Source organism: Streptomyces sp. CNX435, from assembly GCF_059570575.1.
On record NZ_JCANTA010000001.1, the window covers coordinates 599880 to 623007 of the forward strand.

Below are 23128 nucleotides of genomic sequence, written 5' to 3' on the forward strand. Positions count from 1 at the left end.
AACGGTTCCGAGCGGGACGGCCGGCGGTCCGCGGGCGGGGGCGGGGGCGAACACCATCCGGACCCGGGCCTACGTCTGGTAGAGGGCCTCGACCTCGTTCGCGTACGCCTTCTCTATCGCCCTGCGCTTCAGCTTCAGCGAAGGCGTCACCAGCCCGTGCTCCTCGGTGAACTGCACGGCCAGGATCCGGAAGGTACGTATCGACTCCGGCGGCGACACGTGGGTGTTGGCGGCCACCACCGCCCGCCGGATCTCGGCCTCCAGGTCCCCGTCCCGCACCAGCTCCGACGGCGTCATCGACGGCCGGCCGCGCATCAGCTGCCAGTGCGCGACGCCGTCCGGGTCGAGGGTGACCAGAGCCGCGACGTACGGCCGGTCGTTGCCGACCGCCAGGCACTGCGAGACCAGCGGGTGCGCCCGCACCCGCTCCTCCAGCGGCAGCGGGGAGACGCTCTTGCCGTTCGACGTCACCAGCATCTCCTTCTTCCTGCCGGTGATCGTCAGATAGCCGTCCTCGTCGAGGCGGCCCAGGTCGCCGGTGGCCAGCCAGCCGTCGCGCAGCCCGGGGTCGGCGCCGGGGCGGTCGCCGACGTAGCCGGCGAAGACCTGCGGGCCGTGCAGCCACACCTCGTCGTCGGGGGCGACGTAGACGGTGATGCCGGGGATGGGGATGCCCACGGTGCCGTAGCGGGGGCGCTCGGGCGGGTTGGCGACCGCGGCGGCGGTGGTCTCGGTCAGGCCGTAGCCCTCGATGACCGTGATGCCCGCGCCGGCGAAGAACAGCCCGAGCCGGCGCTCCATCGCCGAGCCGCCGGAGAAGACGTAGCGCGCCCGGCCGCCGAGCGCCGCGCGCATCTTCGCGTAGACCAGCTTGTCGAACACCTGGTGTTCCAGCCGCAGCGCCGGGCTCGGCCCGCGGCCGGAGCCGAAGGACCCCTCCTCGCGGGCCTCGGCATACCGGACGGCGACGTCGGCGGCCTTGTCGAAGACGGCGAGCCGGCCCTCGGTCTCGGCCTTGCGGCGGGCGGCGGCGTAGATCTTCTCGAAGATGTGCGGTACGGCCAGGATGAGGCTGGGCCGGAACGCCTTGAGGTCCGCGAGCAGCACCGGCGCCGACGGGTCCGGCTGGTGGGCCAGCCTGACCCCGCCGCGGACGGCGGTGACCTCGATCATCCGGCCGAAGACGTGCGCGAGGGGGAGGAAGAGCAGGGTGGCGGCGGGCTCGCCGTGGTGGGGGCGGAAGAGTGCCTCGTAGCGCAGCAGGATGTTGTCGGCCTCGGCCATGAAGTTGGCGTGCGTCAGCTCGCAGCCGCGGGGGCGGCCGGTGGTGCCGGAGGTGTAGATCAGGGTGGCGGGGGAGTCCGGGGTGACGGCGAGCCGGTGGCGCTCGACGACGGCGTCGTCGAGGTGCGCGCCGGCGGCGGTCAGCTCGTCGATGGCGCCCTCGTCGATCTGCCAGAGCAGCTTGAGCCGGGGCAGCCTGTCGATCACCGAGCCGACGGTCATCGCGTGGTCCGCGTGCTCGACGACGCAGGCCACGGCGCCGGCGTCGTGCAGCATCCAGTACGCCTGGTCGGGGGCGGAGGTCGGGTAGACGGGCACCGCCTGGGCGCCGATCGACCAGAGCGCGAAGTCCAGCTGGGTCCACTCGTACCGGGTCCTGCACATGATCCCCACCCGGTCGCCGAAGCGCAGCCCCGCGGCCAGCAGCCCCTTGGCGAGGGCGAGGATCTCGTCGCGGAACGCCCCGATCGTCACGTCCTGCCAGCGGCCGTCGACCTTGCGGGCGAACGCGACCTGCCCGGGCTCCCGCGCGGCCCGCTGGAAGACCACGTCCGCCAGGCCCCCCGACTTCGGCGCATCCGCGAGGGGAGGCACGGTGAACTCGCGCAACGCTTTTCTCTCCTCAGCACGGTGGGGCGCCCGGCGCGGCGACCGTACCGGAGAAGGCCGCTGATCTGCGATCCTCCATCACCTCTGCACGGAACCTCTGCGAGGGGCGCACCTCCGGCGGCTCGCCGGGGAACGCCTGGGGAGTCCAGCATGGCGCGGCGTGCGGGGGTGCGGGGCGGGGACGGGGAAAGTGCGGGGGCCCGGTTCGTACGCCGTGGACGGCGCTCTCGTACGAACCGGGCCCCGGCGGGGCCGTGTCCCGCTACAGCGCGCCCGCGTCCCGGGCCGTCCACAGCGACGGATACAGCGGCCGGAAGCCCAGCTCCTCCCGGATCCGCCGGTTCGAGACCACCCCGTGCCACGGGTCGTCCGACGCCCGCTCCGCCATCCCCTCCGGGATCCGCGCGCCGGTCAGCTGCAGCAGCTCCAGCGCGCTGACCGGCGCGTCGTCGGCGACGTTGTAGACCCGCCCGGCGATGCCGGGAGCGCGCAGCACCCGCCACAGCGCCTGGGCGGCGTCCGCCTGGTGCACCAGCTGCACCCGCTGGTGCGCGGCCATGTGCGGGGTCCAGCGCAGCGACGCCCGGATGTGCCCGTCGCCCTCCCCGTAGACGAACGCCAGCCGCGCGACGCGCACGTCGAGGCCGCGCTCGCGGTGGAGTCCGAGCAGGCCCCGCTCGGCGTCCGTCTTCGACCGCTGGTACGCACCGGCCAGCGGACCGTCCGCGCGCGGCTCGTCGGTCTCCACGGCGGGCCGGCCGCGGCCGGCGCCGTAGACGACGTTGGTGCTGACCAGGACGAAGCGCCGCACGCCGGCGCCGACGGCCGCCTCCCCGAGCGCGAGCGTCGCGTCGCGGTTGACCGCGTACGCCTCCTCGTCCGGCACGTCGCGGAACGCCGCCGCGAGGTGCACCACGTCCCGGACCCCGGCGAGCGCCCGGCGCCGGTCGTCCGCCTCGCGCAGGTCGCCCACGACGAGCCGGGCGCCGAGCCGGGCGAGCGGCTCGGCCCGCCCGGCGTCGCGCACCAGCAGCCGTACCTCGTCGTCGCCGCCCGTCCACTGCAGCAGCCGCGGTACGAACCGCTGCCCGACCGCACCCGTCGCTCCCGTCACCAGCACGCTCATGGTCACTCCGTTCCTCTCCTCGTACGCCGTCCCCGCCACCCTGCGGGCGGGCCGGACGCGGCGGGAGAGACGGCTTCGTCCGGGGACGGGCGGTCCCTGGCTGCGCGTCCGCCGGCACGGCACCCTTGGTGGGCATGGACAGAACGGAGCTGGGCGACTTCCTGCGCCGCAGCCGCGCGCGGCTCACGCCCGCGGACGTCGGCCTGCCGCCGGGGGCGCGGCGCCGCACGCCGGGGCTGCGCCGCGAGGAGGTGGCGCAGCTCGCCGGCATGTCCGCCGACCATTACACCCGGCTGGAGCAGGCCCGCGGCTCCCGCCCGTCGCGCCAGATGCTCGCCGCCGTCGCCCGCGGACTGCGGCTCGGCGACGACGAGCGCGACCACCTGTTCCACCTGGCCGGCGAGGAACCGCCGCGCGCCCGCGGCGCGGGTGCGCACGTACGCCCCGGGCTGCTGCTGATCCTCGACCGGCTCACCGACACCCCGGCGCAGGTGCTCGCCGACTGCGGCGACGTGCTGGCGCAGAACGCCCTCTCCCGGGCGCTGTCCGGGGACACCGCCGCCCGCGCCGGGGACGGGCGCAACATCGTCTGGCGCTTCTTCGCCGAGCCGGACGGCCGCGCGCTCATCCCGCCCGAGGACCGCGAACACGTCGCCCGCCGCTCCGTCGCCGACCTGCGTGCCACCCTCGCCCGGCGCCCGGACGACGACCGGGTCGCCGGGCTGGTGCGGCGGCTGCGGGCGCGCAGCGCGGAGTTCGCGGCGCTGTGGGAGGCACACGACGTGGCGGTGCGGCGCCGGGAGGTCAAGCGGTTCGTCCACCCGGTGGTCGGGCTGCTGGAGCTGGACTGCGAGGTGCTGCTGAACCCGGAGCACGACCAGCGCCTCGTGGTCTACACGGCGCGGCCGGGCAGCGAGTCGTACGAACGGCTGGAGCTGCTGCGGGTGGTGGGGCTGCAGCGGCTCGCGAACCCGGGCTAAGAAGCCGTCCGCCCCTCGGCCGTCACGGGCGCCGCGTACTCGCCCACGAACTCCCGCCGCCACCACGCCCGCGTGCGGCGCAGCTCCGCCCAGTCGGTGTACTCGTACCGGAAGAGCCGGGCGCGCACGCTGCCCGGCGGCCGGTCCGGGAACGGGTTGTGGCGCAGCAGCCCGAGCGTGTCCCGGTCGCCGTCGAGCAGCCGGGTGAGGAAGGCGCCGAACCACCGCTCCGCGTACGCGGGGGAGAGCGCCGCGAACCACATCAGCCAGTCGAGCCGCAGGTGGTACGGCGCGAACTGGCGCGGCAGCCGCCGCGGATCGCCGGGCTTGCCCTTGAACCCGTACTCTCGCCACTCGCTCGCCTCGGTGGGCCGCGTGTCCGCCGTTCCCTCGACGACGATCTCGTGCCGGACGCGGGTGATGCTGCCGAAGGCGCCGTAGGTGTTGACGAGGTGGAGGGAGTTGAACGAGGCGTTCATGCGCTGCCGCCGGGAGAGCAGGTTGCGGGCGGGCCACCAGCTGAGTGCCAGCACGATCGCGGTCACGGCGAAGACGGCGACGGTGAACCACACCGGCGTGCCGCCGGCCTCCCGCGGCTCGGGCAGCGGCGTGAGGTCGGCGACGCGCCGGCCGTCGACGGCGGTCAGCGCGATGAGGATGGTGATCCAGTTGAGCCAGGCGAAGTTGCCGGAGAGCACCAGCCAGAGCTGGGTGACGATCATGGCGGCGGCGGCCCAGGTGGCGACCGGCTGGGGGGTGAACAGCAGTAATGGCAGGCCGAGTTGGGCAACGTGGTTGGCGGCGACCTCGACGCGGTGCAGGGGCCGCGGCAGATGGTGGAAGAACCAGCTGAGCGGGCCGGGCATCGGCTGGGTCTCATGATGGAAATACAGACACGTGAGATTCCGCCAGCACCGGTCGCCGCGCATCTTGATCATCCCGGCGCCGAACTCGACCCGGAACAGCAGCCAGCGCAGCAGGAAGAGCACCAGCACCGGCGGCCCCACGGTGTCGTTGCCGAGGAAGACCGCGAGGAAGCCGGTCTCCAGCAGCAGCGACTCCCAGCCGAACGAATACCACGCCTGGCCCACGTTGACGATCGACAGGTACAGCAGCCACAACACCGCCCACAGCAGCATCGCCGCCCACAGCGGCACGGCATCCGCCGCACCGGCGGCCACCGCGGCGGCGAGCACGGCACCGCCCCAGGCGACGGCGGCGAACAGCCGGTCGGAGTAGCGCCACTGGAAGAGGCTCGGCGCCCGCTCGAACGGCACCCGGGCGGTGAACAGCGGCACGGGCAGCATGCCGCGCTCCCCGATGAGCGGCCGGAACTGCCGCGCCGCGGCGACGAACGCGACGACGTACAGCACGGCGAGCCCGCGCTGGAAGACCAGCCGGCTCAGCCAGTACCCGTCAGACGAAAACCACTCCACGCCGCCATGCGTACCACGCGTCCGGGGCCCGCCGGCCGGCAACGCGCGACGACCCCGATCCGCACCCGCGGAAACCGGCCCCGCCCCGTACCGCTCCGGTGTCACACCGCGTACGGCCCGGTGCCTCCCCGGGAGGCACCGGGCACGGTCGGCGGGCGGCCGTTGTCAGGACTGCCGGGGCAGGCGGGCCAGTTGGCGGGACTGGGCCACCAGGCGGTCGGCGGAGTCCCAGATCTCCGCGTCCTCCTCCATGTAGCCGCCCGCGACGTTGCGCGTCGCGTGCACCACCCGCAGCCACCCCGGCGCCGGGCGGGCGCGGACGTGGGCCGTCAGCTCCAGCGTCGGGGCCCAGCCGACCATGCCCAGGTCGAAGCTGGCCGGGGGCAGCAGGTCCACCGCCATGAGCAGGAGGAAGGGGTCCGGCTCGCGGCCCTCCGGCAGGCGGAACCAGCCCTTCATCTCACCCTTCCCGGACGGCGCGCCGACCACCCAGCCCACGCACGACGGGTCCAGCCGCAGGTCGGCGCGGCTGAGCATCGGGGACTCCGCGCGGATCTCCGGCGGTGCCGCCTGGTGGCCTATGCACTGCTCCACCGGGGCCAGCGCCGGCGGCTTCGCGGCGGTCAGGACGTCGCCGGCCTGGTCGTCGAGGTTTCCGTACGCCGCCAGCACCCGCAGCCGGGCCACCGGGTCGGCGCCGGGCTCCTCCTGCTGGAGCAGCTCCGCGCCGCCGTGGGAGACGGAGTTGCCGCGGCGGACGGTTTCGGTGCGGATGACCGCCGGGCCCGCGGTGGCGGTGGAGAGGTAGTACGCGGAGACGGACAGCGGGTCGGGATGGCTGCCGTCCGGGCGGTCGTCGGGGGCCTCGCCGAGGTCGGCGGAGAGGGCGCGGGCCGCCATGGCCAGCAGCACGCCGCCGTTGATGCCCTGGCCGACCTTCCATGCGCCGGGCAGGTCCGCGTCGTACGAACCGGGCTCGCCCGGCCTCGCGTGGACGGCGGTCTCCCGGTCGAAGTCCGGGGGAGGGGCTGGGGAGGAGGTGGTCATGGCGTGGTTCGCTTTCGTCGTGCGGTGGGTGGGTCGATCTCGAACGCCCCGCAGAGGCCGTCGAGAACGTCGTCGATGGTCGTCGCGCCGGTGGCCAGCGGCAGGGAGCCCCAGGACCACAGCTCGGCGGTGCCGTGCATGGCGGACCACAGGGCGCCGGTGAGCAGCCGCGGGTCGGCGTCGGCCCGCCAGCCCTCGGCCTGTCGGGCCTCGACGAGGCGGACGAGGCTGTCGAAGCCGCCCAGCGAGGCGCGGGCCAGCTCGCGGTCGTGCGCGTCGAGCAGGTCGCGCCGGAACATCAGCGCGAACATCGCGGGCCGGGCCACCGCGTACTCCACGTACGCGCGCGTGCTCGTGCGCAGCCGCCGGGCCGGGCTCGCGTCCGGCGGCAGCTTCGCCAGCGCCTCGCCGGCCCACTCCGTCAGCTCGTGGAACCCCTGGGTGGCGACGGCCGACAGCAGCGCCGCGCGGTGCGGGAAGTGCTTGAGCGGGGCGCCGTGGGAGACGCCGCAGCGCCGGGCGATGGCGCGCAGGGTGAGGGCCTCGACGCCTCGCTCGTCGAGTAGTTCGAGCGCCGCCTGCAGCAGGCGTGCGCGGGTGTCCCGAGCCATGGTGGACAGTGTCTACCACGGTGGTGGACAGTGTCTACCCAGGCCGGGGGCTCAGCGGGGCTCAGTCGTCGAGCGCGATCCGGTGCTCGCCCGCGTACACGTTCATGCTGTCGCCGCGCAGGAAGCCGACCAGCGTCATGCCCGACTCGGCGGCGAGGTCGACGGCCAGGGAGGACGGCGCGGAGACCGCGGCCAGGACCGGGATCCCGGCCATCGCCGCCTTCTGCGCCAGCTCGAAGGAGGCGCGGCCGGAGACCATCAGCACGGTGCCGGCCAGCGGGAGCCGCTCCTGCCGCAGGGCGCGGCCGACGAGTTTGTCGACGGCGTTGTGGCGGCCCACGTCCTCGCGCAGGTCGATCAGCTCGCCCTCGGGGGTGAACAGGGCGGCGGCGTGCAGGCCGCCGGTGCGGTCGAAGACGCGCTGCCCGGCGCGCAGCCGCTCGGGCAGCGCGGCAAGCACGCCGGGCGTGAGCCGCATGCCGTCGTCGACCGTGACCGGCCAGCGGGTGGTGGTACGGACCGCGTCCAGGCTCGCCTTGCCGCACAGCCCGCACGACGACGTCGTGTAGACGTTCCGCTCCAGCGTGATCCGCGGCAGCACCACGCCCGCGGCCGGGCGCACGTCCACCACGTTGTACGTGTTCCCGCCCGTCGTGTTCCCGCCCGCCGCGCCGGCCGTCGCCCCCGCGCAGTACGTCACCGACGCCAGCTCCTCGCCCCGCGCCAGGACGCCCTCGCTGACCAGGAACCCGGCCGCCAGGGCGAAGTCGTCGCCGGGTGTGCGCATGGTGATCGCCAGCGGCCGGCCGGCCAGCCGGATCTCCAGCGGCTCCTCCGCGACCAGGGTGTCCGCCCGCCGGTCCACCCGCCCGCCCCGGACACGTACCACCGGACGCCGCTCCGTCACCCGACCCATGGCGGCCAGCGTACGCCGCCGATCGAGGCCCCCTCTTTGTCCTGACGGTGGAGAAAGTAGATACCGATTCCTGCAGAACTTCTTCCCTCAGTGGCCAAGCGCTGCTACGTTCCCCGTGGAAAGCCGACGACGGCGTACGAGGACGTACGAGGCCGGGGAGGAGTGGCGTGAGGCGCATGACAGCTCGGCCCGCGAACGCGCACCAGGCGCGACTGCTCCGCCTGCTGCGTGACGGCGGCCCGAACTCCCGGGCGCAGCTCGGCGACCAGGTGGAACTGTCCCGCTCCAAGCTGGCGGTCGAGATCGACCGGCTGCTGCAGACCGGGCTCGTGGTCGCCGACGGCCTCGCCGCCTCCCGGGGCGGTCGCAGGTCGCACAACATCCGCCTCGCGCCCTCGCTGCGGTTCCTCGGCGTCGACATCGGCGCCACCTCCATCGACGTGGCGGTCACCAATGCCGAGCTGGAGGTGCTCGGCCACCTGACCCAGCCCATGGACGTGCGCGAAGGCCCGGTTGCGGTCTTCGAGCAGGCGCTGGCGATGGCGGCCAAGCTCCGCGCCTCCGGGGTGGCGGAGGGCTTCGACGGCGCCGGCATCGGCGTCCCGGGTCCCGTCCGCTTCCCCGAAGGCGTGCCGGTCGCGCCGCCGATCATGCCCGGCTGGGACGGCTTCCCGGTCCGCGAGGCCCTCAGCCAGGAACTGGGCTGCCCGGTCATGGTCGACAACGACGTGAACATCATGGCCCAGGGCGAGCAGCACGCCGGTGTCGCCCGTGCCGTACGGGACTTCCTCTACGTCAAGATCGGCACCGGCATCGGCTGCGGCATCGTCGTGGGCGGCGAGGTGTACCGCGGGACGAACGGCAGCGCGGGCGACGTCGGCCATATCCAGGTGGAGGTGGACGGGCGCCCATGCGCCTGCGGTAACCGCGGCTGCCTGGAGGCGTACTTCGGCGGTTCGGCCCTCGCCCGGGACGCCGAGAACGCCGCCCGCGAGGGGCGCTCCGCGCAGCTGGCCGCCCGGCTGGAGGAGGGCGGCGAGCTGGTGGCCAAGGACGTCGCCGCGGCGGCGACCGCCGGCGACGCGGTCGCGCTGGACCTCATCCGCGCGGGCGGCACCCGAACCGGCCAGGTCATCGCCGGCCTGGTCAGCTTCTTCAACCCGGGGCTCGTGGTCATCGGCGGCGGCGTCACCGGCCTCGGCCACACGCTGCTCGCCGCCATCCGCACCCAGGTCTACCGCCAGTCGCTGCCGCTGGCGACCGGCAACCTGCCCATCGTGCTCGGCGAGCTGGGTCCCACCGCCGGCGTGATCGGCGCGGCCCGGCTCACCAGCGACCACCTGTTCTCGCCCGCCTGACGCCGGGCGCGGACACCGCGTACCACCCGCACGATCCGTACCGCCCGCACCACCCCTGGCCCGCGCACCACCGCGTACGACCCACGCACCACCCGCACCACCGCACCGCCCGCAGAGCACCACCGGCTCCACCGCAGCACCACCCGCGCAGGCACCCGCACGACTCCGCCGCCCGCCGACGACACCCGCACCGCATCGCACCACCCGGTGAACCCGCCCGTTTGCGCTCCACCCTGCCCAACCTGCGCATGCGCAGGCGCAGCCGGAGCACCGCCGAGGAGATCCGTACATGGCGCTCAAGTCCGATACGCCGCCCGCCCCCGCCGCACCCCTGCTCACCATGACGGGGATCACCAAGTCCTTCCCCGGCGTCCGCGCGCTCGACGGCGTCGACCTCGACGTCGAGGCCGGCGAGGTGCACTGCCTGCTGGGCCAGAACGGCGCCGGCAAGTCCACCCTCATCAAGGTCCTGGCCGGCGCCCACCAGCCCGACGAGGGCACCATCGTCTGGCAGGGCGAAGAGACCGCGCTGAAGTCGCCCGTGGCCGCCATGCGCCTGGGCATCTCCACCATCTACCAGGAACTCGACCTGGTGCGGCACGTGTCGGTGGCGGAGAACGTCTTCCTCGGCCACGAGCGCTCCTCCGGCGGGTTCATCAGGCCCCGCGAGGCGCACACCGCCGCCCAGGACCTGCTGGGCCGGCTCGGCCACCCGGAGATCTCCGCCCACACCGTCGTCGGCAACCTCTCCGCCGCCGGCCAGCAGGTCGTCTCCATGGCCCGGGCGCTCTCCCACGACGTGAAGCTCATCGTCATGGACGAGCCGTCCGCCGCTCTCGACCCCGACGAGGTCGACAACCTCTTCCGCATCGTCGCCGACCTCACCGCGCAGGGCGTCGCCGTCGTCTACATCTCCCACCGGCTGGAGGAGATCCGCCGCATCGGCGACCGCGTCACCGTCCTGAAGGACGGCCGCGCCGTCGCCCGCGGGCTGCCGGCGCAGAGCACCTCGACCAACGAGATCGTCACCCTGATGACCGGCCGCAACGTCGCGCACGTCTTCCCCGAGCGGCCGGCGGCGCCGGCCGCCGGGAAGGCGCCCGTGCTCACCCTCGAAGGGCTGGCCAGGCAGGGCGAGTTCGCGCCGGTGGACCTGGAGCTGGCCCCCGGCGAGATCGTCGGCCTCGCGGGCCTGGTCGGCTCGGGCCGCTCGGAGATCCTGGAGACCGTCTTCGGCGCGCGCAAGCCGACCGCCGGCCGGGTGCTCGTCGACGGCCGCCCGCTCCGCCCCGGCAGCGTCACCGCCGCCGTCAAGGCGGGCGTCGGGCTGGCCCCCGAGGAGCGCAAGTCCCAGGCGCTGCTCATGACGGAGTCGGTCAGCCGCAACGTCTCCATCTCCTCCCTCACCCGCTTCTCCACCGGCGGCTGGCTGGACCGGTCCGGGGAGCGGTCCGCGACCCGGGAGGCCGTACGCGACCTGTCGCTGCGCCCCGACAACCCGGACGCCCTCGTCCGCACGCTCTCCGGCGGCAACCAGCAGAAGGCGGTGCTCGCGCGCTGGCTGCTGCGCGACTGCCGGGTGCTGCTGCTGGACGAGCCGACCCGCGGCGTGGACGTCGGCGCCCGCGCCGAGTTGTACGCGCTCATCCGCAGGCTCGCCGACGAAGGCGTCGCGGTCCTGCTCGTCTCCAGCGAACTCCCCGAGGTCCTCGGCCTCGCCGACCGGGTCCTCGTGCTGCGCGAGGGCCGGGTCGTGCACACCGCCCCGGCCCGGGATCTCGACGAGCACCGGGTGCTCGACCTCGTCATGGAAGGGACCTCGTAAGTGCTGAGCAAATCTGACTCGCTTCCCGCCCCGGCGCCGGAGAAGCCGAACGGGAACGGCCCCGCCGCCGGGTGGCAGAGCCATCTGGACTTCAGACTCCTGGCGCTGGTCGGCGTGCTCGGCCTGCTGGTCGCCGTCGGCGCCCTCACCAAGCCCGACCAGTTCATCGACGTCGACAACTTCCGGCTGATCCTCACCCAGTCGTCCGCGATCGGCGTGGTCACGATCGGCGTGACGCTGGTCATCATCGGCGGCGGCATCGACCTGTCGGTCGGCGCCATCGTCGCCCTCGCCTCGGTCTGGGCGACGACGCAGGCCACCCAGGACTACGGCCTGACGGGCATGCTCTTCTGCGCCGTAGCCGTGGGCATCGGCTGCGGCCTCGTCAACGGCGTGCTCATCGCGTACGGCAGCCTCGTGCCGTTCATCGCCACGCTGGCCATGCTCGCCTCCGCGCGCGGCTTCGCCGAGCAGATGAGCGACGGCCAGACGCAGATCGTCGAGGTACAGGCGGTGCTGGACCTCGGGAACGCGGACGCCCGCATCCTCGGCATCCCGTACCTGGTGCTCATCTTCCTCGGCGTCTCCGCCCTGGGCTGGGTGCTGCTCAACCGCACCACCTTCGGCCGCCGCACCGTGGCGGTCGGCGGCAACCCCGAGGCCGCCCGGCTCGCCGGCATCGACATCAAGCGGCAGCGCCTGCTGCTGTACGCCTTGTCCGGGCTCTGCTGCGGCATCGCGGCGTTCATGCTCATCGTGCTCGCGGGCTCCGGCCAGAACACCAACGGCAACCTGTACGAACTGGACGCCATCGCGGCCGCGATCATCGGCGGCACCCTGCTCAGCGGCGGCCGGGGCACCATCATCGGCTCCGTGCTGGGCGTGGTCGTCTTCACCACCATCACGAACATCTTCGCGCTCAACAACGTGCAAAGCGACGTCCAGAAGATCGCCAAGGGCGCGATCATCGTCGCCGCCGTTCTTATCCAGCACCACACTTCGCGTAAGTCCTCGACGCAATGAAGGGTCGTACTCACATGCCCGAATCGCCTTTCAGCCGCAGAAACATGCTCTTCGGTGCCGCCGGTGTCTCGGCCGCCGCCGTTCTCACCAGCTGTACCAGCAATGACGACAGTGACGACGACGGCGGCTCCGAGCAGCAGCAGGCGAACGTCTCGGACGACAAGCCCGGCAAGCCGGTCACCATCGGCTTCGCCGGCCCCGAGGCCGACCACGGCTGGCTCAACGCCATCAACGACAACGCGCGCTCGCGCGCGGAGAAGTACGAGGACGTCACCCTCGACATCACCGAGGGATCCAACGACACGGCCACCCAGATCGGCCAGGTCGACTCTTTGATCAACAAGAAGGTCGACGTCCTGGTCATCCTGCCGGCCGACGGCAAGGCGATGACGCAGGCCGGGCTGAAGGCCATGAAGGCCGGTATCCCCGTCATCAACCTGGACCGGATCTTCGACGACCCGCAGGCGTACCGCTGCTGGATCGGCGGCGACAACTACGGCATGGGCCTGAACGCCGGCCGTTTCATCGGCGAGCAGCTCAAGGGCAAGGAGAACGCGAAGGTCGTCGAGCTGGCCGGGCTCGACAACCTGGAGCTGACCCAGCAGCGCACGGCGGGCTTCGACGACGCGCTGAAGAACTACCCGAACATCGAGAAGGTGGCGCGGCAGGCCGCCGAGTTCACCGTCGAGTCGGGCCAGCGCAAGATGTCCGACCTGCTGCAGGCCGTGCCGGAGTTCGACGCGATGTGGAACCACGACGACGACCAGGGCGTGGGCGTCAAGCGGGCCATCGACCAGTCGGGCCGCGACGAGTTCATCATGGTCGGCGGCGCCGGCTCCAAGGCGGTGATGGACTCCATCAAGGCCGACGACTCGGTGATCAAAGCCACCGTCCTGTACCCGCCGACGATGGCCGCCTCCGCGATCGACCTGGCGCGCGCCCTCGGCCAGCAGAAGGGCGTCTCGGGCATGGCCGAGTTCGAGATCCCGGCGTCGATCACGCTGTACTCCGCCGTCGTGAGCAAGGACAACATCGACCAGTACCTGCCGACCGGCTTCAAGTGACGGGATTCCAGCGCCAGGAGCCGCACGCGCAGACAACCGGGAACGACCGCTGCGGCGCGCCGGAAGCAGCCTACTGACAAGGAGTTCTATGTCCCACGACACGACCGCACCCGCGCTCGGCGTCGGCATGGTCGGCTACGCGTTCATGGGGGCGGCCCATTCGCAGGGCTGGCGGACCGCCGCCCGGGTCTTCGACCTTCCGCTGGACCCCGTCATGGCCGCGATCTGCGGGCGCGACGAGGACAAGGTGGCCACCGCGGCCCGCAAGCTGGGCTGGGCCGCCGCGGAGACCGACTGGCGCCGGCTCATCACCCGGGACGACGTTCAGCTCGTCGACGTCTGTACGCCGGGCGACAGCCACGCGGAGATCGCCATCGCCGCGCTGGAGGCGGGCAAGCACGTGCTGTGCGAGAAGCCGCTCGCCAACACCGTCGCCGAGGCCGAGGCGATGGTCGACGCCGCGGCGCGGGCGCGGGAGCGCGGGCAGCTCGCCATGGTCGGCTTCAACTACCGCCGGGTGCCCGCGCTGGCGTACGCGCGGGAGCTGATCGCCCGCGGCCGGCTGGGTGCGCTGCGGCACGTGCGTGTGACGTACCTGCAGGACTGGCTCGTCGACCCGGAGTTCCCGCTCGCCTGGCGGATGCAGCGGGAGAAGGCGGGCTCCGGGGCGCTCGGCGACCTCGGCGCGCACATCGTCGACCTGGCCCAGTTCCTCACCGGCGAGCCGCTGGTGGGGGTCTCGGCGCAGACCGAGACGTTCGTCAAGGAGCGCCCGCTGCCGTCGGCGGCGGCGGGGCTCTCCGGCGCGGCGGCCGGCGGCGGCGAGCGCGGCCCGGTCACGGTGGACGACGCCGCCCTGTTCACCGGCCGGATGGCCTCCGGGGCGCTGGCGTCCTTCGAGGTCAGCCGGATGGCGGCGGGCCGCAAGAACGCCCTGTCGGTGGAGCTGAACGGCGAGTCCGGCTCGCTCTCCTTCGACCTGGAGCGGCTGAACGAGCTGCAGCTGCACGACCACGCGGAGCCGGCCGAGACCGCGGGCTTCCGCCGGGTGCTCGTCACCGAGCCCGAGCACCCGTACCTGGAGGCGTGGTGGCCGCCGGGCCACGGGCTCGGGTACGAGCACACCTTCGTCCACCAGGCCCGCGACCTCGTCCACGCCATCGCCGCCGGCGCGCAGCCCGCGCCGTCCTTCGCGGACGGGCTGCAGGTGCAGCGGGTGCTGGCGGCCGTGGAGGAGAGCGCGGAGAAGAACGCGGTCTACACGGCCGTGGGCCAAGCCGACCAAGCCCCCTGACCCCACCCGACCTGGATCAGCCGGATCACCCCCGGAGGAACTCCGGAGAAAGAGGCACGCAGATGCCCCGGTCCTTCACCCTGTTCACCGGCCAGTGGGCGGACCTCCCCCTAGAGGAGGTCTGCCGGCTGGCCCGCGACTTCGGCTACGACGGCCTCGAACTCGCCTGCTGGGGCGACCACTTCGAGGTGGACAAGGCCCTGAACGAGCCCGGTTACCTCGACGGCCGCCACCAGCTGCTGGAGAAGTACGGCCTGAAGTGCTGGGCGATCTCCAACCACCTGGTGGGCCAGGCGGTCTGCGACCACCCCATCGACGAGCGCCACCAGGCCATCCTCCCGGCCCGTATCTGGGGCGACGGCGAGCCCGAGGGCGTCCGGCAGCGGGCCGCCGCCGAGGTGGCCGACACCGCGCGGGCGGCGGCGGCCTTCGGCGTGGACACCGTCATCGGCTTCACCGGCTCGTCGATCTGGCACCTGGTGGCGATGTTCCCCCCGGTGCCGCCGCACATGATCGAGCGCGGCTACCAGGACTTCGCCGACCGCTGGAACCCGATTCTCGACGTGTTCGACGCCGAGGGCGTGCGCTTCGCGCACGAGGTGCACCCGTCGGAGATCGCGTACGACTACTGGACGACGCACCAGGCGATGGAGGCGGTCGGCCACCGGCCCGCCTTCGGGTTGAACTTCGACCCCAGCCACTTCGTCTGGCAGGACCTCGACCCGGTCGGGTTCCTGTGGGACTTCAAGGACCGCATCTACCACGTGGACTGCAAGGAGGCCCGCAAGCGGCTCGACGGCCGCAACGGCCGGCTCGGCTCGCACCTGCCCTGGGGGGATCCGCGGCGCGGCTGGGACTTCGTCTCGGCCGGTCACGGCGACGTGCCCTGGGAGGACGTCTTCCGGATGCTCCGCTCGATCGGCTACGAAGGGCCGATCTCGGTGGAGTGGGAGGACGCCGGCATGGACCGTCTGCAGGGCGCCCCCGAGGCGCTGCGGTCGCTGAAGGCTCTCGACTTCGAGCCTCCGCAGACGTCGTTCGACGCCGCCTTCGGCGGCGACTGACCGCCGTCGCGGCGGGGAGCGGAGCCCGGCGGCGGCAGCGCCGCCGGGCTGCTCCGGCATGCCTGGACGCCACTTTGTCCGCATCGAGGATGAAGATAACTGAAGTTACTGTCAAAGGGCTTCTCCATCCCGTAAAAGACGGTTACGTTCCTGTGATGTCCCTGACATAAACCTCGCACTCCCGGCAGGAGAGATCAGGTGCACTCCATGACGGACGCCGCCGGCACCGCCGGCAGCGGCACAGGTGCGCTGCACGACGTGGACGACTTCACCCGCACCACCGGATAGCTCCCCCCACCACCCCGCCGGCCTCCCGGCCGGCGGGGTGCCATCCATCCGACCACCCGCAAGGAGCGCTCCCATGAAAGCTCCCGGACGTCTCGCCCTCGCGGCGGCGGCCGTCTTGCTCACCGCCATGGCCATGAACACCTCCACCGCCGTCGCGGAGAGGCCGACCGAGAAGGCGGAGGGCGAGCACGTGCTGGTCTTCTCCAAGACCGCCGGCTTCCGCCACGACTCCATCCCCGACGGCATCGCGACCATCCAGCAGCTCGGCGCCGACAACGGCTTCACCGTCGACGCCACCGAGGACGCCGGCGCGTTCACCCCCGGCAACCTCCAGCAGTACGACGCCGTCGTCTTCCTCTCCACCACCGGCGACGTGCTCGACGACGCCCAGCAGCGGGCCTTCGAGGACTACGTGGGCGCGGGCGGCGGCTACGTCGGCGTCCACGCCGCCGCCGACACCGAGTACGACTGGCCGTTCTACGGCGGCCTGGTCGGCGCGTACTTCGACTCGCATCCGCAGAACCAGACGGCCACGGTCAAGGTCGAGGACCACGACCATCCCGCCACCGCCCACCTGGGCGACGAATGGGTGCGCTTCGACGAGTGGTACAACTACCGCAGCAACCCGCGTGGTCAGGCGCGCGTCCTCGCCACCCTCGACGAAAGCTCGTACACCGGCGGGAACATGGGCGACGACCACCCCATCTCCTGGTGCCAGACCTACGAGAGCGGCCGGTCCTTCTACACCGGCCTCGGACACACCAAGGAGTCCTACGCGGAGCCGGAGTTCCGCGCCCACCTCCTCGGCGGCATCCAGTACGCCGCCGGTGCGGTGGAGTCGGACTGCAGTGCGGCCCAGACCGACTACACTCCGATCTTCGACGGCACCTCCACGGAGGGCTGGAAGCAGGCCGGCCCGGGCTCGTTCCGCCTGGAAGACGGCACCCTGACCTCGGAGGGCGGCATGGGCATGCTCTGGTACGAGGCCAGGCAGTTCACCTCGTACTCCCTGATGCTCGACTGGCGGGTGGAAGGCGACGACAACTCCGGCGTCTTCATCGGCTTCCCGCCCTCCGACGACCCCTGGTCCGCGGTGGACAACGGCTACGAGATCCAGATCGACGCCACCGACTCCGAGGACAAGACCACCGGGGCCGTCTACGGCTTCCAGTCCGCCGACATCGCCGCGCGCGACGAGGCGCTCAACCCGCCGGGGGAGTGGAACACCTTCGAACTGCGCGTCGAGGGCGAGCATCTGCAGATCTTCCTGAACGACGTGAAGATCAACGACTTCACCAACACAGACCCCGTCCGCAGCCTTGCGGACGGACATATCGGGATCCAAAACCACGGTGTCGACGACCAGGTGTCGTTCCGCGACATCAGGGTGAAGGATCTCCCGTGAACGCCGTGGGCGGGGGGCCGCAACACCCCCCGCCCGCGGGCGCACCGTGTAGCTGAACTGAACGTACGTGGGAGGCAGCAGCCGTGACGGTCCATCCACAAGACACCCCGCCGAAACCGGCGCATCCGGTGACGGCCGATACCGGCGTCTGGCTCGTCGGCGCCCGCGGCTCCGTCGCCACGACCGTGATCACCGGCTGCGCCGCGCTGGCCGCCGGACTCCACCCCGCCGCCGGCATGGTCACCGAGACCGCGCCCTTCACCGACTGCGGGCTGCCGGCACCCGGCCGGCTGGTCTTCGGCGGCCACGACGTGGCCTGCACCCCACTGCCCAAGCGCGCGGAGGAACTCGCCGCCGGCGGCGTGCTCCCGCACGGGCTGCCCGCCGCCGTCGGCGCCGAACTGGCCGCCGCCGACGAGGAGATACGAAACGGCGGCCCGGAGCCCGGCGAGCCGTACGACGAGGAGTCGCTGATCGCCTCGTACGCGGCCGACATCACCGACTTCGCCCGCCGCCGCAACCTCGCCCGCGTCGTCGTCGTCAACGTCGCCTCCACCGAGCCGGTCGCCGAGGGCGACGCGCTGCCCGCCTCGTCCTGCTACGCCGCCGCCGCGCTGCGGGCCGGCTGCGCGTACGTGAACTTCACCCCCTCCACCGGTCTGCACCACCCGCGGCTGCGCGAGGTGGCCGCCGCCGCCGGCCTGCCGTACGCGGGGCGGGACGGCAAGACCGGCCAGACGCTGCTGCGTTCGGTGCTGGCGCCGATGTTCCTGCAGCGGGCGCTGGAGGTGCGCGCCTGGTCCGGCACCAACCTCCTCGGTGGCGGCGACGGCGCCAACCTGGCCGGCGACCCGGCCGCCGCGGCGGCCAAGAACGTCGGCAAGGAGCGGGTCCTCGCCGACTCCCTCGGCGCCGGCGTCGACGGCGAGGTGCACATCGACGACGTCCCCGCCCTCGGCGACTGGAAGACCGCCTGGGACCACGTCGTCTTCGACGGCTTCCTCGGCACCCGCATGGTGCTGCAGACCATCTGGCAGGGCTGCGACTCCGCGCTCGCCGCGCCGCTGGTCCTCGACCTCGTCCGGATCGTCGCACGCGCCCACGAGGCCGGGCTGTCCGGGCCGGTGCCGGGCCTCGGGTTCTTCTTCAAGGACCCGGACAGCGGCCCGCCCGGGCTGGCCGACCAGTGGCACGAGTTGCTGGCCGTCGCGGACCGCCTGCGGGTGCCGCGATGAGCGCCGCGAAGGACACGGCCCCGGCCGGATGGGCAGCCCGGCCGGGCAGAACGCACCGTACGGGACGCACCGGAACCCGCCGCCCGGCGACCGCGACACGGCCGGGCGGCTTCGGGCTGCTCGCGCAGGTCGCGGGCGCGAGCGTGGCCGGCGTCGCCGCCGCTGCCGCGGTACGGGGCCGGCGGTCGCCGGCGGTGGCGGTGGCCGCAGGAGCCGGGTTGCTCGCGCTGGGCGCGGGTGCCGCGAGCGCCACGGGTGCCGCGGGTGCCGTCGCGCGGTCGGCAGACAGGCGTACGACCGGCAGGCCGTCGCCGGCTGCCGCGGCGGTCGGTGGCGCCGGGCTGCTCGCGCTGGGCGCGGTTGCCGTGGCGCGGCGCCGGCGGGCCACGGGCCGTAGGCCGGTCGCCGCCGTCGTCTCCGGGGTCGTGCCGGGCGCGGGTGCCGCGGGGGTGGCCGCGCAGGTACGGCGACGCAGCGACGCCGCGCCGGCGGGCCGTAGCCCGGTCGCCGCCGCGGTGGCCGGGGGAGTCGGGCTGCTCGCCGCCGCGGCTGGGGGTACCTCCCATGTCCGCAGGGCTATGGGGGAGCCCGGGGGCGGGACCTCCGTGCTGCGCCGGCCGCGTACGGCCGGACCTACCGAGCCGGAGGCGCGCAGCGCCCAGGGACGCCGGCCGGCCACGTCGAAGGCCGCGCAGGCCCGCGCCTGGGTGGAACTGCTCCGCGTCTCCGCGCTGTTCACCGTCCCCGGCGACGCCCTCGCCGGCGCCGCCGCCGCCGGGCTGCGCCCCAACCGCGGCACCGCGCTGGCCATCGGCTCCTCCCTCTGCCTCTACGAGGCGGGCATGGCGCTCAACGACTACGCCGACCGCGACGTCGACGCCGTCGAGCGCCCGCACCGCCCCCTCCCCTCCGGCCGGATCACCCCCCGCGCCGCGCTGACCGCCGCCGCCGCCCTGACCGCGGCGGGCCTCGGTCTGGCCGCCGCCGCGGGCCGCCGGCCGCTCGCGCTCGCCACCGCGCTCGCGGGGGCGGTGTGGGCGTACGACCTGAAGCTGAAGAACACCCCCGCGGGACCGGCCGCGATGGCCGCTGCCCGCACCCTGGACCTGCTCCTCGGCGCCGCGGCCACGGACGCCCGCGCGGCGCGGAAGGCCGGCCCCGCCGCCGGGCGGTCGGCTGCGGGCCCCGGTCGCGCCAGGCCCGTGAGCGGCGGGTACGTACGCACCGGGCCCGTGCGCGGCGTTTCCGTATCCGCCGGTCCCGGCACCGCCGATCTTGCGTACGCCGCCGCGGCCCGACCCGCCGGGGCCCTGCTCCGCCGGCGCGGCGGCGACCGCATCGGGCCCGTGCGCGGCGTTTCCGTATCCGCCGGTCCCGGCACCGCCGACCTTGCGTACGCCGCCGCGGCCCGACCCGCCGGGGCCCTGCTCCGCCGGCGCGGCGGCGACCGCACCGCCGTGGCCGCCGTCGCCGACGGCCCGCTCGCCGCCGCCGTCCTCCTCGGCGTCCACACCTACGCGGTCACCGTCGTCTCGCGCCGCGAGGTGGAGGGCGGGTCGACGGCCGTCCCGCTCGTTGGCCTCGCCGTCACCACCGCGGTCGCCGCCACCCTGCGCCGCGGCAACGGCCCGTACCCGCAGGCGGATCCGCAACCGCATCCCCATCCGAATCCGCGGACCGGCACCGGCGCACCGCCACCCGGCGGACCACCGTCCGGCGGGCCCCGGCTGGCGCTCACCCCCGGCGACCTCCTCGCCGGCGCGTACGCCGCCACCGCCGTCCGCCCGTACCTGCACGCCGCCCTCAACCCCAGCCCGCAGCTCACCCAACGCGCGGTCGGCGGCGGCATCCGCGCCATGATCCCGCTGCAGTCCGCCCTCGCCGCCCGCGCGGGCGCCCCGGCCAGCGCCGCCCTGCTGCTGGCCCTCGTACCCGTCGCCCGCCGGCTCGCGAGGAAGGTGAGCCCGACATGACCCGGCTGCGCCTGGCCTACGGCACCAACGGCCTGACCGACCTGCGCCTCACCGACGCCGTCGCGCTCCTCGCCGACCTCGGCTACGACGGCATCGCGCTCACCCTCGACCACATGCACCTCGACCCGCTCGCCCCCGACCTGCCCGCCCGCACGGCCACCGTGCGGCGGCTGCTGGCCCGGCACGGGCTCGCGGTGACGATCGAGACCGGCGCCCGCTACGTCCTCGACCCGCGCCGCAAGCACCACCCCACCCTCCTCGACCCGGACCCCGAGGCGCGCGCCGTACGCGCCCGGCTGCTGCGCACCGCCGTGAACGTCGCCGCGGAGCTGGGCGCCAACGCCGTGCACTGCTTCAGCGGCACGCGCCCGTACGGGGTGTCGGAGCCGGACGCCTGGAAGCGGCTGGGCGCGGAGCTGACCCCGGTGCTGCAGGCGGCGGACGCGGCCGGCGTGCCGCTCGCCATCGAGCCGGAGCCCGGCCATCTGCTGTACGACCTCGCCGGGTTCCACCGGCTGCGCGAGGAACTGGGCGACCCGCCGGCGCTGGCGCTGACCCTCGACATCGGGCACTGCCAGTGCCTGGAGGAGGCGCTGCCCGCCGACTGCGTGCGCGCCGCCGCGCCGTGGCTCGCGCACGTGCAGATCGAGGACATGTGCCGGGGGGTGCACGAGCACCTGCCGTTCGGCGAGGGCGAGATCGGCTTCCCGGCGGTGCTCGAAGCCCTGCAAACCACCGGCTACCGGGGCCTGATCAGCGTCGAGCTGCCGCGGCACTCGCACGCCGGGCCCGAGCTGGCGGGGAGTTCCATCCGCTTCCTGCGCGCGGCGGAGGAAGAGGCGCGGGCGAGGGGAGCGGTGCCGTGCTGACCCCGCCCCCGCCCCCGCCCCCGTCTGTGTCTCTGCCCCCGTCCCCATCTCTGTCCCTGTCCCCGTCGTACGTACCGGCCGCCGCCGCCGTGCGGACGACCGGGGTTCGCCGGCCCGCCGGGGCCGCGCCGTGTCCCGGTATCCGCGCGCCGCGCAGGGCCGCCCGGACCCGAGTGAAAGGAGCCGCGCAGTGGTGACTCCCAACCCCGGCGCACCCGCCCCAGCACCCCCCGCCGAGCCCGCCGCCGCCTCCGCCGGAACGGCCGCCGCCCTGCGCGCGTCCGTCGACGCGGGCCTCGCGCCCGAGGCCCGCGAGTGGCTCGCCGCCGCGCTCGCCGACGCCGCCGCGGACACCCCCGGCCCCAGCGCCGGACTGCTCGCCTGGGAGGCGCACTTCGCCGCCGCCCGCCGTCGCTGCGGCGCCGAGGCCGCCGACGCCGTACGCGTGCTGATCCTGCACGCCGCCCGTGCCGACGAGCAGGTCGCCACCCGCGTCTACGACCGCGGCGACGCCGCCGAACGCCGCGCCGTGCTGCGCGCGCTGCCCCACCTCGGCCTCGGCCCCGGCGCCGTACCGCTGGTCGAGGACGCGCTGCGGACGAACGACACCCGCCTGGTCGCCGCCGCCCTCGGCCCGTACGCCGCCGAGCGCCTCGGCGACCACGCCTGGCGGCAGGCCGTCCTCAAGTGCCTGTTCACCGGCGTACCCGCCGACGAGATCGCGGGCCTGGCCGCACGCGCCGCCGGCGACGGCGAACTCGCCCGCATGCTCACCGACTACGCCCGCGAGCGGACCGCCGCCGGCCGCGCCGTACCCGCCGACCTCGACCGGATCCTCGACCTCACCCGCAAGGAGGTGTGATGCGCATCTTCGACCCGCACATCCACATGACGTCCCGCACGACCGATGACTACGCGGCCATGTACGACGCGGGCGTGCGCGCCCTCGTCGAGCCCTCCTTCTGGCTGGGGCAGCCCCGCACCTCCCCGGAGAGCTTCTACGACTACTTCGACTCGCTGCTCGGCTGGGAGCCCTTCCGCGCCGCCCAGTACGGCATCGCGCACCACTGCACGCTCGCCCTCAACCCCAAGGAGGCCAACGACCCGCGCCTCCTGCCGGTCCTTGCGGAGCTGCCGCGCTACCTGCTGAAGGACCACGTCGTCGCCGTCGGCGAGATCGGCTACGACTCCATGACCCCGGCGGAGGACCACGCGCTCGCCGCCCAGCTGGAGCTGGCCGCCGACCACGGGCTGCCCGCCATGGTGCACACGCCGCACCGCGACAAGGCCGCCGGCCTCGCCCGTACGCTCGACGTCGTACGCGAGTCCAGGCTGGCGCCCGAGCGCGTCATCCTCGACCACCTCAACGAGACGACGGTGGCCGCCGCGAAGGACAGCGGCTGCTGGGCGGCGTTCTCCATCTACCCCGACACCAAGATGGACGAGGACCGCATGGTCCGCATCCTGCGCGAGTACGGCACCGAGCGGATGCTCGTCAACTCCGCCGCCGACTGGGGCAAGAGCGACCCGCTCAAGACCCGCAAGACCGCCGACGCCATGCTCGCCGCCGGTTTCACCGACGCCGACGTCGACAAGGTGCTGTGGCAGAACCCGGTGGAGTTCTACGGCCAGAGCGGCCGGCTGGAGCTGGAGCCGGAGAAACCGGAGGCCGGCGGGGCCACGTACGAAGGGAACTCCATCCTCCGAGGGGGCAGCTGAGC

Annotated in this window: 19 protein-coding genes; 13 read left to right on the forward strand and 6 right to left on the reverse strand. The window is 73.8% G+C overall.

Going from position 1 to position 23128, the window contains the following annotated elements; all coding sequences use genetic code 11:
• Nucleotides 1–69: 69 nt before the first annotated feature.
• Both T328_RS02530 and T328_RS02535 read right to left on the reverse strand, forming a co-directional pair.
• Nucleotides 70–1893 (reverse strand): AMP-dependent synthetase/ligase, encoded by a 1824-nt coding sequence (locus tag T328_RS02530; RefSeq protein WP_496494128.1) that lies wholly within the window; start codon nucleotides 1891–1893, stop codon nucleotides 70–72.
• A gap of 262 nt (nucleotides 1894–2155) precedes the next feature.
• Nucleotides 2156–3019 (reverse strand): NAD-dependent epimerase/dehydratase family protein, encoded by an 864-nt coding sequence (locus tag T328_RS02535; RefSeq protein WP_496494129.1) that lies wholly within the window; start codon nucleotides 3017–3019, stop codon nucleotides 2156–2158.
• A gap of 134 nt (nucleotides 3020–3153) precedes the next feature.
• Here T328_RS02535 and T328_RS02540 point away from each other — a divergent pair, with 134 nt between their 5' ends.
• Nucleotides 3154–3999, forward strand: a complete 846-nt coding sequence (locus T328_RS02540) for a helix-turn-helix transcriptional regulator (protein WP_496494130.1) — start codon at nucleotides 3154–3156, stop codon at nucleotides 3997–3999.
• Here the strand turns inward: T328_RS02540 and T328_RS02545 are convergent.
• From T328_RS02545 to fdhD, 4 genes are all read right to left on the reverse strand, one after another.
• Complete coding sequence (locus tag T328_RS02545) at nucleotides 3996–5435, reverse strand: lipase maturation factor family protein (protein ID WP_496494131.1); 1440 nt, start codon at nucleotides 5433–5435, stop codon at nucleotides 3996–3998. The genes T328_RS02540 and T328_RS02545 overlap by 4 nt on opposite strands.
• Before the next feature lie 165 nt (nucleotides 5436–5600).
• Complete coding sequence (locus tag T328_RS02550) at nucleotides 5601–6482, reverse strand: thioesterase family protein (RefSeq protein WP_496494132.1); 882 nt, start codon at nucleotides 6480–6482, stop codon at nucleotides 5601–5603.
• Nucleotides 6479–7093: a TetR/AcrR family transcriptional regulator gene (locus T328_RS02555; RefSeq protein WP_496494133.1), complete on the reverse strand. Its 615-nt coding sequence runs from the start codon at nucleotides 7091–7093 to the stop codon at nucleotides 6479–6481. The genes T328_RS02550 and T328_RS02555 overlap by 4 nt, the downstream gene beginning before the upstream one ends.
• Before the next feature lie 61 nt (nucleotides 7094–7154).
• Nucleotides 7155–8009, reverse strand: coding sequence for a formate dehydrogenase accessory sulfurtransferase FdhD (gene fdhD / locus T328_RS02560; RefSeq protein WP_496494134.1), 855 nt, complete (start codon nucleotides 8007–8009; stop codon nucleotides 7155–7157).
• A gap of 176 nt (nucleotides 8010–8185) precedes the next feature.
• On the opposite strand from fdhD, the gene T328_RS02565 reads away from it, so the two are divergent.
• The 12 genes from T328_RS02565 (at nucleotide 8186) to T328_RS02620 (ending at nucleotide 23126) form a co-directional block, all read left to right on the forward strand.
• Nucleotides 8186–9367 carry an ROK family protein gene (locus T328_RS02565; protein WP_496494135.1) on the forward strand — a complete coding sequence of 394 codons (1182 nt, stop codon included), beginning with the start codon at nucleotides 8186–8188 and terminating at the stop codon, nucleotides 9365–9367.
• A gap of 289 nt (nucleotides 9368–9656) precedes the next feature.
• The gene (locus tag T328_RS02570; protein WP_496494136.1) at nucleotides 9657–11192 is read left to right on the forward strand and encodes a sugar ABC transporter ATP-binding protein; all 1536 of its coding nucleotides are present in this window, start codon (nucleotides 9657–9659) and stop codon (nucleotides 11190–11192) included.
• Nucleotides 11193–12215 carry an ABC transporter permease gene (locus T328_RS02575; protein ID WP_496494137.1) on the forward strand — a complete coding sequence of 341 codons (1023 nt, stop codon included), beginning with the start codon at nucleotides 11193–11195 and terminating at the stop codon, nucleotides 12213–12215.
• Between the two features lie 14 nt (nucleotides 12216–12229).
• Nucleotides 12230–13279 carry a substrate-binding domain-containing protein gene (locus T328_RS02580; RefSeq protein ID WP_496494138.1) on the forward strand — a complete coding sequence of 350 codons (1050 nt, stop codon included), beginning with the start codon at nucleotides 12230–12232 and terminating at the stop codon, nucleotides 13277–13279.
• 88 nt (nucleotides 13280–13367) lie between these two features.
• Entirely contained in the window at nucleotides 13368–14573 is a 1206-nt protein-coding gene (locus tag T328_RS02585; RefSeq protein ID WP_496494139.1) for a Gfo/Idh/MocA family protein, read from the forward strand.
• Between the two features lie 62 nt (nucleotides 14574–14635).
• Nucleotides 14636–15637, forward strand: coding sequence for a sugar phosphate isomerase/epimerase family protein (locus T328_RS02590; RefSeq protein ID WP_496494140.1), 1002 nt, complete (start codon nucleotides 14636–14638; stop codon nucleotides 15635–15637).
• Nucleotides 15638–15998: 361 nt separating this feature from the next.
• On the forward strand, nucleotides 15999–17330 hold the full coding sequence (locus T328_RS02595) for a ThuA domain-containing protein (protein WP_496494141.1): 1332 nt from the start codon (nucleotides 15999–16001) through the stop codon (nucleotides 17328–17330).
• An 83-nt stretch (nucleotides 17331–17413) separates the two neighbouring features.
• Entirely contained in the window at nucleotides 17414–18565 is a 1152-nt protein-coding gene (locus tag T328_RS02600) for an inositol-3-phosphate synthase (protein ID WP_496494142.1), read from the forward strand.
• Nucleotides 18562–20538 (forward strand): UbiA family prenyltransferase, encoded by a 1977-nt coding sequence (locus T328_RS02605; protein WP_496494143.1) that lies wholly within the window; start codon nucleotides 18562–18564, stop codon nucleotides 20536–20538. The genes T328_RS02600 and T328_RS02605 overlap by 4 nt, the downstream gene beginning before the upstream one ends.
• Nucleotides 20535–21407 carry a sugar phosphate isomerase/epimerase family protein gene (locus T328_RS02610; protein ID WP_496494144.1) on the forward strand — a complete coding sequence of 291 codons (873 nt, stop codon included), beginning with the start codon at nucleotides 20535–20537 and terminating at the stop codon, nucleotides 21405–21407. Before T328_RS02605 ends, T328_RS02610 begins: the two co-directional genes overlap by 4 nt.
• Before the next feature lie 190 nt (nucleotides 21408–21597).
• Nucleotides 21598–22269 (forward strand): EboA domain-containing protein, encoded by a 672-nt coding sequence (locus tag T328_RS02615; protein ID WP_496494145.1) that lies wholly within the window; start codon nucleotides 21598–21600, stop codon nucleotides 22267–22269.
• Nucleotides 22269–23126 carry a TatD family hydrolase gene (locus T328_RS02620; RefSeq protein ID WP_496494146.1) on the forward strand — a complete coding sequence of 286 codons (858 nt, stop codon included), beginning with the start codon at nucleotides 22269–22271 and terminating at the stop codon, nucleotides 23124–23126. Before T328_RS02615 ends, T328_RS02620 begins: the two co-directional genes overlap by 1 nt.
• Nucleotides 23127–23128 lie beyond the last annotated feature (2 nt).

What these genes read in the sequence shown, in the direction of transcription:
- T328_RS02565 (WP_496494135.1), top strand. Translation starts at nt 8,186, where the DNA reads ATGACAGCTCGGCCCGCGAACGCGCACCAGGCGCGACTGCTCCGCCTG.
- T328_RS02555 (WP_496494133.1), bottom strand. Translation starts at nt 7,093, where the DNA reads ATGGCTCGGGACACCCGCGCACGCCTGCTGCAGGCGGCGCTCGAACTA.
- T328_RS02535 (WP_496494129.1), bottom strand. Translation starts at nt 3,019, where the DNA reads ATGAGCGTGCTGGTGACGGGAGCGACGGGTGCGGTCGGGCAGCGGTTC.
- T328_RS02580 (WP_496494138.1), top strand. Translation starts at nt 12,230, where the DNA reads ATGCCCGAATCGCCTTTCAGCCGCAGAAACATGCTCTTCGGTGCCGCC.
- T328_RS02595 (WP_496494141.1), top strand. Translation starts at nt 15,999, where the DNA reads ATGAAAGCTCCCGGACGTCTCGCCCTCGCGGCGGCGGCCGTCTTGCTC.
- T328_RS02550 (WP_496494132.1), bottom strand. Translation starts at nt 6,482, where the DNA reads ATGACCACCTCCTCCCCAGCCCCTCCCCCGGACTTCGACCGGGAGACC.
- T328_RS02605 (WP_496494143.1), top strand. Translation starts at nt 18,562, where the DNA reads ATGAGCGCCGCGAAGGACACGGCCCCGGCCGGATGGGCAGCCCGGCCG.
- T328_RS02620 (WP_496494146.1), top strand. Translation starts at nt 22,269, where the DNA reads ATGCGCATCTTCGACCCGCACATCCACATGACGTCCCGCACGACCGAT.
- T328_RS02585 (WP_496494139.1), top strand. Translation starts at nt 13,368, where the DNA reads ATGTCCCACGACACGACCGCACCCGCGCTCGGCGTCGGCATGGTCGGC.
- T328_RS02610 (WP_496494144.1), top strand. Translation starts at nt 20,535, where the DNA reads ATGACCCGGCTGCGCCTGGCCTACGGCACCAACGGCCTGACCGACCTG.
- fdhD (WP_496494134.1), bottom strand. Translation starts at nt 8,009, where the DNA reads ATGGGTCGGGTGACGGAGCGGCGTCCGGTGGTACGTGTCCGGGGCGGG.
- T328_RS02570 (WP_496494136.1), top strand. Translation starts at nt 9,657, where the DNA reads ATGGCGCTCAAGTCCGATACGCCGCCCGCCCCCGCCGCACCCCTGCTC.
- T328_RS02540 (WP_496494130.1), top strand. Translation starts at nt 3,154, where the DNA reads ATGGACAGAACGGAGCTGGGCGACTTCCTGCGCCGCAGCCGCGCGCGG.
- T328_RS02590 (WP_496494140.1), top strand. Translation starts at nt 14,636, where the DNA reads ATGCCCCGGTCCTTCACCCTGTTCACCGGCCAGTGGGCGGACCTCCCC.